We start from the raw sequence: 13,172 nt of genomic DNA, 5'->3' as shown, positions 1-13,172 counted from the left end.
GATTGCAAAGTGTCACAAAACTTGGGTAAAGTTCAAAAACCAATTCCAAAACCATGAGTAAGCTTTGGCTCTTTTGGCAATAAAGCCTTTTGTCTGCTTAATAATAACCATTTACTCAGCCTCTGAGCCAATGGTTTGGCTAATGGTTTTTGAAACAACTTTTCCGCCACTTTGCTTTGCACCCTGACAAGTCCTGCAGCTATTAAATGCCCGGCAGATAGATGAGATAGCAATTAAATCCGGTTCCGGGGGCAAAATGATGTTCCAAACCTTGTGCGCCCATATAGCTTTGCGCTTTTAACACGCCGCCACCAGGCTATAACAGCCAATATAAGCAAGCTGGGGGTTGCAGAAATAGAAAAGTTTGTATATTTAATCCGCGGTATCGCTGGTTTTTTGGGTTGGCGGTTTTAAGCCCAGCCTGCTCATATTGGCGTACCGTTAGCGGCAAGGCAGGAAAAACCGCAGTGCCATTAATGAACTAAATAAACATTGATAATGAAAAAAACGAAAAACAAAGACCATCAGATTTTTAATAATCTTTATGTTTTGATTTATGTCCAATTTATGTTAAACTTTTAAAATTAAAATCTTTATGAAACAATTAAAATTTCTTTTAGTATTCATTGCTTTGGCTATAATTAGTTCTTGCAACAAAGATGAAATGCTTGTTGGCGATACAAATATTTCATCAAAAGGTAGTGTAAATGTTTCGGACATTCCGTTCTCAGACGATGCAACACTCTATGAAATAGGTTCAAATCCTGACAATGTTCCTTACAAAACTGCGCGTAAACTTGCTGTGTTAGAAATGGAACTTGGTATAAAAGAATCCATGAACTGGAATGGCACAAAATTATCTGAAAAGCCTGTTGTTGTTTTTGATGGTAAGTCAAGGGCAAAGTATTACGAATTTATTGTTACTGACGAATCAGGAAAAGCATTAGGAACTGTAACTGCCTGTGCCCAAAAAGAAACAGATGCCGCAGTGTCCCATGTTTTACCTTATGTTCGTGATTATTCCAACCTAACCACAAAAGGAGGCAGTTATAGAATGATTAGCGGAGGCTATCCATCAAGGATTTTACTTGGTGTTCCTGGAAAATCAGGTGATGAACCTTCGGCAGTTATTGACCCTGAGACTGGTAAATCAGTAACAGAAATAGTATCAGAAGATGCACAAGGCATGATTGACGCTTTATTATCTTTAACCGAGGATGAAAAAGAAAAATTGGAAATAACCGATTTAGAGTTGATTATATCAGGTGTTGAACAAAAGGACGCATTGAATCAGGAATATGCTGAGAAATATTGGAGTTTAATAGACACATTAAAAGCCGAGCTTGAATCAATGAGCGATGAAGAAATTGCATCAGCTATTAATGAAAGTAAAGGAAGCTGGACAACCTACGATGAATACAGGATACCTGCATACAATACAACTGCTATGCGCAACACTCGCTGGAGCGGATGGTGTGGGCCAAGTGCTTTAGCATGGGTTTACAGGGGGCAATACACTAGTTATAATGGAACTAATCTGCCTTTAGCTGGAGAGACTGGATTTTATAATGCGAAAGGTAGATTTACAAGTGGTTCAAAGGGTTATTATGATTTTAACGATGATGGTGATAGCGATAATGATAAACGCCAAAATGATTTAGACCCTGATTGGGTAAATTCTGTTAGCAATTCGATTGATGGTGGCTTATATGCAAAACTTGCCAATAATGGTGGTTTATATTTGTGGCCTTGGCTGACAGGTAATCAAAATGGACCAACTTTACCATTCGGTTTAAGTGTTGCTCTTACTTCTGTTACAAATGGAAAATATTCTGTTTGGCCTTCACATTTTAGTTTATTGAGTCTTGAGCCACTTGGCCATCAGCATATACGCAATACCCAGTTACCGATTATATGTATGGTCAATACCTTTTCGCATTATATAGTTGCTTTTGGTTCAAAATATGAATATTGGAATTGGGATGTTGTAATAAAAATATTCCGTAAGCGTATCACCCTTTTTGGTGGTAGTATTAGGACTAATAAATGGTTATTGGTGCAAGACAATGGCGCAACTACATCAAGCAATGGTTATGAACCATACTGGAAAAACGATAAGCTTACTTTCGATTTACAGTATGGTGTAATCAGGTTGTACTAACAAGAGGGAAATATATGAAAGCAATGTTTATTTTAATAACATTAAGCAGTTTTTTCCTATTGTCCTGTGAGGATAAAATAGGTGCTGGCAAAGATGATTGGTATTACATTTATATCACTGGAGATACTGGAAGAATTATAACAATATCCTATTTAGAGCGACCTGCTGGGGTTGAATTGCCTAAAGAAAATGTTACTGTAACCGAATCTGTCACCTTGCCGTTCTTTAAAGAAGTTCATACCATTGATTGGCCAGATGGTTTAGGCCCTGATAATTTTTTGGAAATTAATACTCAAAATGATTCAACAACAAGAGCCACTATATTTGATAATGAACTTTTATTGTCAGATTCCATTTGCAGAGTGTTTTTTGTATGGGAACCCGAGAATGCTCAAAACGAGTGTTCATATTGCAAGGAACTAGCAAAAGATAGCGTTTTAACTTATTTAAAAAGCATCAACTACCCTTGTTATTTGGAGTTCTCTAAAGGTGAAACCGTAAAAAAGGTAAGATTGCATGATTGGTGGTACAAAGGTCATTAATAGCTATGCTACAGAGGCAAAGCAATTGCTTTGCCTCTGTTTTTCTATTGTCATTTTGGTTTTAAGCTCCTGTCAAAAGGATGAATTAAGCGATAATCTTCCATTGAGGACAGTTATCGTGTACATGATTGCCGATAATAATCTCGATTATTTTTCTGTCAAGGATATTAACGAAATGGAAGCTGGCTTTGATAATGGTTTTAACGGCAACATGATTGTTTATGCGGACAGGGCAGAGGGAGCAACGCCCTCACATCCTATTGTTTACAAAATATCAAAAGATACAACTGAAACTATTTCAAGCGAAATTACTTTTGTTTATGGCGAGCAAAATTCTGCTAATGGAGCTGTTATGTTCAGTGTTTTATCCGACATCATAAATAAATATCCTGCTCAAAGTTACGGTTTGATACTTTGGTCTCACGGTACAGCATGGTACCCAGAGGGTACAAAAATAAGCGAAGTAAAAAATACTTTTTTAGGTAATAGTTTAAAACAGTTACCATTAACTAAGTCGTTTGGTAGGGATGGTAAAGGTGAACTAAATATCAAAGAATTAAAAAGTTCTCTACCTGTACACTTTGACTTTATTATTTTTGATGCCTGTTATATGGGTTCAATAGAAGTTGCTTATGAACTTAAAGATAACGCAAATTATATTTTGTCCTCGGCAACTGAAGTTTTATCGGCAGGATATCCATACAAACAAATTACGGGAGAATTGTTTGAGCAAAATGTTAATTATAAAAAAGTGGCAAATGATTTTTTTATTTCTTATGATACACTTTCAAATGCCCTAAAATCGGCAACCGTTTCCATAATAAAAACTTCAAAGCTAAGGGGGTTGGCAAACCAAGTATCTCTAATTATGAATGATACAAACAATTTGAAACAGGTCAATATTTCAGAAATTCAACAATATACAGTCAACAAAGCAAATTTTCTGTTTGATGTAGAGGACTTTATGTGCAATTCAACTACTAATTCAAAAACGCTTGAAGATTTTAAAAGAACATTAAATGAAGTAGTTATATTTAAAGCATCAACTCAAACAATATTAGACGAACTTGAAATAAAAAGCTTTTCGGGATTGAGTATATATGTTCCCGATTCATCTAATTATAAATATTATGATTATTATAAAACACTCGATTGGTATAAGGACTGCGGTTATTACAATTATTTCAATATGCTTAATATTTCTAAATAGCTGTTCGGAGGATATTGATTCTTATCAATTTACAATTAGTAATGAGTATTTTGAGCCTTTGTATCAGACAAAAGTTGGAGCAGTTTTTTTTGATACGATTTTGGTTAACGAGACAACACCAGTTACAATCATAAATCAAGGCTCTTACGACTTTAATACAGAAACAGAATCTGGATTGATTTTAACCTCAAAAATTACATTTAAAGGTGATAGACAATATATAAAACTGATAGTAAATAAAAATGGGAAATTGACAATAGAATGATGCCCAGCCGCTAACAAGCGGTCATATGCCATAGGGGTTTTAGTGGTTTATCAAGCGTTTCATCTCGCATCAAGGTTTGTAACGTGTGATAGGGACGCAGCTCCGAAATCCCCTACGGCGCATACCGCAGACCGTTGGGCACCATTTGAGCACACAGACTGCAATATTGATAAGTGAGAAAAATATAGAATTTTGACTACCAAATTTATGAGAGTTGATAAAGATGAAATAGTAATTGGGATTAGTAAAATTAAATCTTTCATAATGACATTTATTGCATTTGGACTCTTATCGATTGCAGTGTTTGCTATTACAAAGATTTTAAAAATGCCTACTGGATTTGATAGGACATTTTTACTGGCAGGGATTTCCATTTTGACAACAGTTTTTGGACTATCAATTATATCGGGAATTAGAAAACTGCTTTTGAATAATCAGGGATTAATAATTAATGACAAAGGAATTAACATTAATGTCGGACCAAATCGAGGACAATTTATAGAATGGGATGAGATTCGAGGAATTAAATTTCATAATCAGGTTCGTGGAAATATGTTTCTTTTGATTTTTATTGAAAACCCGACAAGGATTTTAAGAGAAGCGAAAGGACTAAACAGATTTCTATTAAAAATGAATAATTTATCTCATAAGACTCCTGTGAGTATTACATCGAATTGGTTAACATCGAATCTAACTGAGATAATGGAGATAATAACAGAAAAAATGAATAAAAACGGTGCCCAACACGCGGTATAAAAAATTGCCGGGTCATTAGGTTATTCAAGGGTTGTAGCCCGCTTCAACTTTTGTGTAACTGGATAGTGAATCGCCCGCAATCGGCAACTTTTCATACCGCCAACGTTAGCACCAATAATATGAAGACACGACACAGCATAAGAATATTGATTTTGTTGACTATGATAGCGATTTTTATAGTCGGATTTATCTCATTTGGGATATTTGTGATTTATAAAAGTTTTTTGACTTCAATAGATTTTATGGGAATTATTACTGGGACTACCCTTCTTTGGATAGGATTAGGATATTTGACGTTGATAGTGGGAAGAATAAAAACAATAGAATTGCGTGATAAGATTCTAATAATAAAAAAACCATTTTTAAATAAACGATACGAGATTGAATTGACTAAAATTAAATATCTGGATTTTGAATGGGAAATGACATGGAATACGATGAAAGGTATTCTGATTAAAATAAATAATAAAATCGAGCAAATTAGCATAAAGGAATACAGTAATTCAAAGGATTTCATTGACTTAATAAAAACTAATTGTGAAAAGGATAATTCTTTAAAACCAGCAATTTGGACAAAAGAATTAAAGCTTTTTTTACTTATTGGATTGATTATTCTATTTGGACTTATTGTATTCAAAATAATAAAATAAAAAATTACTGGTGCTAACACACAATATAGCCAAAAAGGGTTTTCGTGGTATGCGAAGGGTTGTAGCCCGCTTCAATTTTTCGTGCAATTTGATAGGAAATCACCCGCAAACCCTTTCAGGCCATATTGTCAAACGTTGGCCACAATTAAAAAAACGACAAAACATGAGAATATTGATTTTGATATTTTGCTTCTCTCTATTTTCTAATTTTGCTTATTCTCAAGGATTAAGTGAACCAGAAAAATCATTTGAGAACGTTTGGCAAGCATATGAAGATAATTATGCCTTTTTTAATTTATATGCAATCGATTGGAAACAACAACACGACTTGTTTCGAAAAAAAGTTACTCCAAAGACTACTGAAAATGAATTAATAAACATTTTTAAAGAAATGTTAGAATTATTGAACGATTGTCACTCTTATATTTATAAAGGCGATTCGTTAATTTTTAAAACTACCTATAAGTGCTCATTCGACATTGAATTTCCGAACAGAATACTAAAAGACAGTTTGTGGGCAGTATGCAATCATACTCTTACAATGAGTAATTTTGATAACATACAAGGACTCGGACCTGTTGAAAAAGGGATTTCTTTGTTTTATCAGGCAAAGTCCAATGATATTGGATACATCAGGATTAGTCGGTGCTATGGGAAAATAGAGGCTTTATTTGATGATAATTTATTAATTCCTGATAGTGTTAATTCAACTAATTTATTTGATTCAATCTTAACAAATATGATTGATAAAAAAGCATTAATCATTGATTTGAGGAATAATAATGGAGGAAATGACTGGAGCAATTATTTAGCGACCAGATTTTTGGATAAAGAAAGAATTACCTATTATTTAAGTACAAGATTAAATGGAGATCATGAAAGTTTTTCTGAATTGATACCTTATTCGCTAAGGCCAGATAAATCACTGCGTTTTCTTAACCCTATCGTAATATTGACAAACTGTAAGACGGCGAGTGCTGCTGAAAACTTTTTAATTGGAGTAAAGGATTTACCTAATGTTTCAATAATTGGTTCAAGGACAAAAGGCATTTTTTCTAATACTATGAATTATACTATTAATGAAAGTGAAAATGTCTGGGGAACTCTTTCAAATGAGAGAATATATGACGCTAATAAAATTTGCTATGAGAGAGAAGGTATTCCAGCAAACATTGAGATGTATAATAGGATTGAAGATTTGAAAAACAATTATGACCCTTTAATTTTGAAAGCAATAGAGATATTAAGTAAAAATAATTAACTGTGGCCAACAACCGGTATAGCCAATAAGGGTTTCAGTGGTATGCTAAGGTTTGTAACCCGCCTCAAAGTTCGTCGTAACTTGATAGGTGATTCACCCGCAATCCCTTACTGGCCATACCGGTGAACGTTGCCTGCTATAGCGGGAGACACTAACAGCAAAAATAATCTTGATTTGATTTTGAATAAGTAAACTGATTAGTTAACTTTGTGTCATGATTAGAAAAGTAATTGCATACAAGGATAACTTTGTGGACTTTTACAAGAGCCAGGATTCAAAGATTAAAGAGAAAATTGGATATGTTCTTGATTTAGTCAGATTTGAAAAGCATGTACCAAAGAAATTTTACAAATTACTTGAAAACACAGATGGTATTTATGAAGTTCGAGTAATCACGACTTTTAAAAGTATTCGGATTTTATGCTTTCAAGACAAAGGAGACCTTGTTGTACTAACAAATTGCTTTCTTAAGAAAACACAGAAAACTCCACAAAGGGAGATAAAAATGGCTGAGAAGTTGAAAAAGAGTATTTGAAAGAAAAATATGGAGGACAATAAGATGAAAAATGTAACTGATTTCGAAGACTTATTAAAAGAACAGTATGGAAAAAAAGGCACTCCATCGAGAGATAAGTTCGATGCTGATTCACTTGCATTCAGATTAGGAATAATGTTAAAAGAAGCAAGAAAAGAATCTAATGTGACTCAGGAAGAACTTGCCGAAAAGACTGGAACAAAAAAAAGCTATATTTCAAGAATTGAACGTGGACAAAGTGATATTCAGATTTCAACTTATTATAAATTAATTGAAACTGGATTAGGAAAGCATTTGAATATCTCAATTGGTTAAAAAAGCTACAGCAGGCAACATGCAGTATACGCAATACGGGTTGTTTTGCTATATTTGAGGCATGTACATGCAATCAATATTTAGCAGTTCTGACAGTCGGGCTTTCCAAAACTCCCGCACTGCGCATACTGCTGGGCGTTGCGTGCAATGGCATCAAAACCATGACACCTGTAAATCGGATGAAAGTAAAGTACACCGATAGGTATCCTTCGGTATTACATAAACCCATCTTGATTTGACTCTGTAGCCCGGCAAAAGTATTTACTCCGTTTTAAGCTTTCTGCATCAGGATTCCTATCGCTGCACTTTTATTTTGATTTGACCTGCAAGAAATCAATGATGCTGATACCATTTGAACTCAACGCTCGATAGGATTTGAGAAGTTTGTTATGATTTGCTACTGGATATGTATTTAACGTATGAAAACTCTATGATTTAATGATTTAAGAGTTATTGGGAGAGCCAATTCTGACAAGCCTCGCTACTACTCGTATTGTGATTTCCAGTGCAAGTAGATAAGTCAGACACAAATTGATTTCTGACTGCAAGTAGATTTTAATACACGGATTACAAAAAGCCTCTCTCCTACTTATATTATGACTTCCAGTGCAAGTAAATAAGTCAAACACAAATTGACTTCTGGCTGCAAGTAGATTTTTATGTGCTGATTTATAAAGGCTATCGTAAACGTGAGATTTCTAAAAATTAAGCTACAACGGGATTTTAAAATCCAATTGCGCTAAACTGTTTGGATATTTCGCTTTAGCTGTTTATTGGGATTGATAGAACAAAGAAATAAAACAAAAACCCCACTGCACGCAACAAGCAGTATACGCAATACGGGTTGTTTTGCTATATTTGAGCCATGTACAAGCAATTAACATTCAGTAGTTCTGACAGTCGGGCATTTCAAAGTTCCCGCACTGCGCATACTGCTGGGCGTTGCCTGCTATAGCGGGAGACACTAACAGCAAAAATAATCTTGATTTGATTTTGAATAAGTAAACTGATTAGTTAACTTTGTGTCATGATTAGAAAAGTAATTGCATACAAGGATAACTTTGTGGACTTTTACAAGAGCCAGGATTCAAAGATTAAAGAGAAAATTGGATATGTTCTTGATTTAGTCAGATTTGAAAAGCATGTACCAAAGAAATTTTACAAATTACTTGAAAACACAGATGGTATTTATGAAGTTCGAGTAATCACGACTTTTAAAAGTATTCGGATTTTATGCTTTCAAGACAAAGGAGACCTTGTTGTACTAACAAATTGCTTTCTTAAGAAAACACAGAAAACTCCACAAAGGGAGATAAAAATGGCTGAGAAGTTGAAAAAAGAGTATTTGAAAGAAAAATATGGAGGACAATAAGATGAAAAATGTAACTGATTTCGAAGACTTATTAAAAGAACAGTATGGAAAAAAAGGCACTCCATCGAGAGATAAGTTCGATGCTGATTCACTTGCATTCAGATTAGGAATAATGTTAAAAGAAGCAAGAAAAGAATCTAATGTGACTCAGGAAGAACTTGCCGAAAAGACTGGAACAAAAAAAAGCTATATTTCAAGAATTGAACGTGGACAAAGTGATATTCAGATTTCAACTTATTATAAATTAATTGAAACTGGATTAGGAAAGCATTTGAATATCTCAATTGGTTAAAAAAGCTACAGCAGGCAACATGCAGTATACGCAATACGGGTTGTTTTGCTATATTTGAGGCATGTACATGCAATCAATATTTAGCAGTTCTGACAGTCGGGCTTTCCAAAACTCCCGCACTGCGCATACTGCTGGGCGTTACAGCCAAGTGTCACCTGCCAATTTTAAGGTCATTTTACTGATAGTGCATCTAAGTTAGCTCCGGTTTGATAACACATTTTGCATGCCCCAGTCCCACCCCTTCATTTAATTGGAGCGCTATTGTAACGGATTGCAAAGTGTCACAAAACTTGGGTAAAGTTCAAAAACCAATTCCAAAACCATGAGTAAGCTTTGGCTCTTTTGGCAATAAAGCCTTTTGTCTGCTGAATAATAACCATTTACTCAGCCTCTGAGCCAATGGTTTGGCTAATGGTTTTTGAAACAACTTTTCCGCCACTTTGCTTTGCACCCTGACAAGTCCTGCAGCTATTAAATGCCCGGCAGATAGATGAGATAGCAATTAAATCCGGTTCCGGGGGCAAAATGATGTTCCAAACCTTGTGCGCCCATATAGGTTTGCGCTTTTAACACGCCGCCACCAGGCTATAACAGCCAATATAAGCAAGCTGGGTGTTGCAGAAATAGAAAAGTTTGTATATTTAATCCGCGGTATCGCTGGTTTTTTGGGTTGATGGTTTTAATCCCAGCCTGCTCATATTGGCGTACCGTTGCGTGCAATGGCATCAAAACCATGACACCTGGAAATCGGATGAAAGTAAAGTACACCGATAGGTATCCTTCGGGATTATGTGATTCGATTTTAACAAGACTTTATAGTCCGACAAGACTTAGTGCACTTTAATAACTTTCTGCATCAGGATTCCTATCGCTGCACTTTTATTTTGATTTGACCTGCAAGAAATCAATGATGCTGATACCATTTGGACTCAACGCTCGGAAGGATTTTTAGAATTTGATTGTGATTTGCATTTAGTGCAGTTTTTAATGTGTGAGAACTCTATAATTTAATGATTTAAGAGTTATTGGGAGAGCCAATTCTGACGAGCCTCGCTCCTACTCGTATTGTGACTTCCAGTGCAAGTAAATAAGTCAAACACTAATTGACTTCTGGCTGCAAGCAGATTTTAATGCGCTGATTTTTAAACGTCATCGAAAACGTGGGATTTCTAAATAATAAGCTCTCATCGGGATTTAAAATTGTAAAAGACATTAACTAACCGTGGATATTTAGCCTTCACCATCTATTTGGACAAAAGGACAAAATTTTAAAACAAAAACCCACTGCACGCAACAAGCAGTATACGCAATACGGGTTGTTTTGCTATATTTGAGCCATGTATAAGCAATTAACTTTCAGTAAGGCTGACAGTAGGGCTTTCCAAAATTCCCGCACTGCGCATACTGCTGGGCGTTGCCAGCAACTGAAATAATCATCATAACATGAAAATATTTTTAACTGTTTTTTTTGGATTTTGCTTAACTGTGACTCTAAATTCTCAGCAATCAAAGATGAGAGAATTAAAAGATTTGATAAATACTAATGAACCTGGCTGGGAATTAGTATCTGAATGGATTGGAAATGCAACAAATAAAGTTGAGATTCTGCCTAAAGATAATGATAGAGCTGATAGTGCTTTATATCAAGCCCAAGTGACAACTCGGTCACCAATGGGTGCTATAATTTATGAAACTGGCGGAATTTTCGTTGATAATGGATGGATAAGAATTCTAGGGTCTGGTTCACAAAGACTCAATAGAAGCCTTATGGAATGGAATAGAAATAAAACATACAGAAAATTTGGAGAGCAGCTTCCTTTTTTACTGGTAGCAGATGATGTACTGGGAGGGTTTTTTGCCATAAATGCCGGTGGACTGGATAAGAACTCTATTGGTCAAGTATTCTATTTTGCTCCTGACAATTTAACTTGGGAAAATACAAATTTAAGCTATTCCGACTTTCTGATTTTTTGCTTTCAAGGCGATTTAAATAAGTTCTATAAGGGTTATCGATGGGATAACTGGATTGATGATATTTCAAAAATGGATGGTAACCAAGGGATGCATATTATTCCTTTTTTGTGGACAAAGGAGGGAAAAGATATAAATAATACAAGCAAAAAAGCTGTACCAATAGAAGAATTATGGGGTATATATTTTGATGATAGAAATAATAAATAGTTAGCTGCTGGCAACACATGGTCTGCGAGCATACGGGCCTTGGTGGGCGGGCAAAGCAGGTGGCTCGTAAATGTAACTCATTGTACACTGATAGGTGATCACTCCGCACTCCACGCACGACTCGCAACCATCAACCGTTGCGTGCAATGGCATCAAAACCATGACACCTGTAAATCGGATGAAAGTAAAGTACACCGATAGGTATCCTTCGGTATTACATAAACCCATCTTGATTTGACTCTGTAGCCCGGCAAAAGTATTTACTCCGTTTTAAGCTTTCTGCATCAGGATTCCTATCGCTGCACTTTTATTTTGATTTGACCTGCAAGAAATCAATGATGCTGATACCATTTGAACTCAACGCTCGATAGGATTTGAGAAGTTTGTTATGATTTGCTACTGGATATGTATTTAACGTATGAAAACTCTATGATTTAATGATTTAAGAGTTATTGGGAGAGCCAATTCTGACAAGCCTCGCTACTACTCGTATTGTGATTTCCAGTGCAAGTAGATAAGTCAGACACAAATTGATTTCTGACTGCAAGTAGATTTTAATACACGGATTACAAAAAGCCTCTCTCCTACTTATATTATGACTTCCAGTGCAAGTAAATAAGTCAAACACAAATTGACTTCTGGCTGCAAGTAGATTTTTATGTGCTGATTTATAAAGGCTATCGTAAACGTGAGATTTCTAAAAATTAAGCTACAACGGGATTTTAAAATCCAATTGCGCTAAACTGTTTGGATATTTCGCTTTAGCTGTTTATTGGGATTGATAGAACAAAGAAATAAAACAAAAACCCACTGCACGCAACAAGCAGTATACGCAATACGGGTTGTTTTGCTATATTTGAGCCATGTACAAGCAATTAACATTCAGTAGTTCTGACAGTCGGGCATTTCAAAGTTCCCGCACTGCGCATACTGCTGGGCGTTGCGTGCAATGGCATCAAAACCATGACACCTGTAAATCGGATGAAAGTAAAGTACACCGATAGGTATCCTTCGGTATTACATAAACCCATCTTGATTTGACTCTGTAGCCCGGCAAAAGTATTTACTCCGTTTTAAGCTTTCTGCATCAGGATTCCTATCGCTGCACTTTTATTTTGATTTGACCTGCAAGAAATCAATGATGCTGATACCATTTGAACTCAACGCTCGATAGGATTTGAGAAGTTTGTTATGATTTGCTACTGGATATGTATTTAACGTATGAAAACTCTATGATTTAATGATTTAAGAGTTATTGGGAGAGCCAATTCTGACAAGCCTCGCTACTACTCGTATTGTGATTTCCAGTGCAAGTAGATAAGTCAGACACAAATTGATTTCTGACTGCAAGTAGATTTTAATACACGGATTACAAAAAGCCTCTCTCCTACTTATATTATGACTTCCAGTGCAAGTAAATAAGTCAAACACAAATTGACTTCTGGCTGCAAGTAGATTTTTATGTGCTGATTTATAAAGGCTATCGTAAACGTGAGATTTCTAAAAATTAAGCTACAACGGGATTTTAAAATCCAATTGCGCTAAACTGTTTGGATATTTCGCTTTAGCTGTTTATTGGGATTGATAGAACAAAGAAATAAAACAAAAACCCACTGCACGCAACAAGCAGTA

At 35.3% G+C, this 13,172-nt stretch carries 11 protein-coding genes; all 11 read left to right on the top strand.

All coding sequences use genetic code 11. The annotated features are described in order from the left end of the window. Positions 1–595: 595 nt before the first annotated feature. The 11 genes from IPM71_16280 (at position 596) to IPM71_16230 (ending at position 11,540) form a co-directional block, all read left to right on the top strand. Positions 596–2,161, top strand: coding sequence for a hypothetical protein (locus tag IPM71_16280; protein QQS51093.1), 1,566 nt, complete (start codon positions 596–598; stop codon positions 2,159–2,161). Between the two features lie 14 nt (positions 2,162–2,175). Further along, positions 2,176–2,703 (top strand): hypothetical protein, encoded by a 528-nt coding sequence (locus IPM71_16275; protein ID QQS51092.1) that lies wholly within the window; start codon positions 2,176–2,178, stop codon positions 2,701–2,703. Further along, positions 2,678–3,913, top strand: coding sequence for a hypothetical protein (locus tag IPM71_16270; protein QQS51091.1), 1,236 nt, complete (start codon positions 2,678–2,680; stop codon positions 3,911–3,913). The genes IPM71_16275 and IPM71_16270 overlap by 26 nt, the downstream gene beginning before the upstream one ends. Before the next feature lie 457 nt (positions 3,914–4,370). Next, the gene (locus tag IPM71_16265; GenBank protein QQS51090.1) at positions 4,371–4,934 is read left to right on the top strand and encodes a hypothetical protein; all 564 of its coding nucleotides are present in this window, start codon (positions 4,371–4,373) and stop codon (positions 4,932–4,934) included. Positions 4,935–5,095: 161 nt separating this feature from the next. Next, on the top strand, positions 5,096–5,584 hold the full coding sequence (locus tag IPM71_16260; GenBank protein QQS51089.1) for a hypothetical protein: 489 nt from the start codon (positions 5,096–5,098) through the stop codon (positions 5,582–5,584). 163 nt (positions 5,585–5,747) lie between these two features. Beyond that, positions 5,748–6,845 (top strand): S41 family peptidase, encoded by a 1,098-nt coding sequence (locus IPM71_16255; protein ID QQS51088.1) that lies wholly within the window; start codon positions 5,748–5,750, stop codon positions 6,843–6,845. 214 nt (positions 6,846–7,059) lie between these two features. Next, complete coding sequence (locus tag IPM71_16250; protein ID QQS51087.1) at positions 7,060–7,380, top strand: type II toxin-antitoxin system RelE/ParE family toxin; 321 nt, start codon at positions 7,060–7,062, stop codon at positions 7,378–7,380. Positions 7,381–7,404: 24 nt separating this feature from the next. Next, a complete protein-coding gene (locus IPM71_16245; protein ID QQS52879.1) occupies positions 7,405–7,695 on the top strand; it encodes a helix-turn-helix transcriptional regulator in 291 nt (96 codons plus the stop codon). A gap of 1,027 nt (positions 7,696–8,722) precedes the next feature. Then, positions 8,723–9,067, top strand: a complete 345-nt coding sequence (locus IPM71_16240; GenBank protein QQS51086.1) for a type II toxin-antitoxin system RelE/ParE family toxin — start codon at positions 8,723–8,725, stop codon at positions 9,065–9,067. Between the two features lies 1 nt (position 9,068). Beyond that, complete coding sequence (locus tag IPM71_16235; protein ID QQS52878.1) at positions 9,069–9,359, top strand: helix-turn-helix transcriptional regulator; 291 nt, start codon at positions 9,069–9,071, stop codon at positions 9,357–9,359. A gap of 1,512 nt (positions 9,360–10,871) precedes the next feature. After that, the gene (locus IPM71_16230) at positions 10,872–11,540 is read left to right on the top strand and encodes a DUF2625 domain-containing protein (GenBank protein QQS52877.1); all 669 of its coding nucleotides are present in this window, start codon (positions 10,872–10,874) and stop codon (positions 11,538–11,540) included. Positions 11,541–13,172: the final 1,632 nt, after the last annotated feature.

Source organism: Bacteroidota bacterium, from assembly GCA_016699695.1.
GTDB lineage: Bacteria > Bacteroidota > Bacteroidia > Bacteroidales > UBA10428 > UBA10428.
The sequence above is the reverse complement of the archived record's forward strand: the minus strand, read 5'-3'. Positions and strand labels throughout refer to the sequence as shown.

What these genes read in the sequence shown, in the direction of transcription:
- IPM71_16280 (QQS51093.1), top strand. Translation starts at nt 596, where the DNA reads ATGAAACAATTAAAATTTCTTTTAGTATTCATTGCTTTGGCTATAATT.
- IPM71_16275 (QQS51092.1), top strand. Translation starts at nt 2,176, where the DNA reads ATGAAAGCAATGTTTATTTTAATAACATTAAGCAGTTTTTTCCTATTG.
- IPM71_16270 (QQS51091.1), top strand. Translation starts at nt 2,678, where the DNA reads ATGATTGGTGGTACAAAGGTCATTAATAGCTATGCTACAGAGGCAAAG.
- IPM71_16260 (QQS51089.1), top strand. Translation starts at nt 5,096, where the DNA reads ATGATAGCGATTTTTATAGTCGGATTTATCTCATTTGGGATATTTGTG.
- IPM71_16255 (QQS51088.1), top strand. Translation starts at nt 5,748, where the DNA reads ATGAGAATATTGATTTTGATATTTTGCTTCTCTCTATTTTCTAATTTT.
- IPM71_16250 (QQS51087.1), top strand. Translation starts at nt 7,060, where the DNA reads ATGATTAGAAAAGTAATTGCATACAAGGATAACTTTGTGGACTTTTAC.
- IPM71_16245 (QQS52879.1), top strand. Translation starts at nt 7,405, where the DNA reads ATGAAAAATGTAACTGATTTCGAAGACTTATTAAAAGAACAGTATGGA.
- IPM71_16240 (QQS51086.1), top strand. Translation starts at nt 8,723, where the DNA reads ATGATTAGAAAAGTAATTGCATACAAGGATAACTTTGTGGACTTTTAC.
- IPM71_16235 (QQS52878.1), top strand. Translation starts at nt 9,069, where the DNA reads ATGAAAAATGTAACTGATTTCGAAGACTTATTAAAAGAACAGTATGGA.
- IPM71_16230 (QQS52877.1), top strand. Translation starts at nt 10,872, where the DNA reads ATGAGAGAATTAAAAGATTTGATAAATACTAATGAACCTGGCTGGGAA.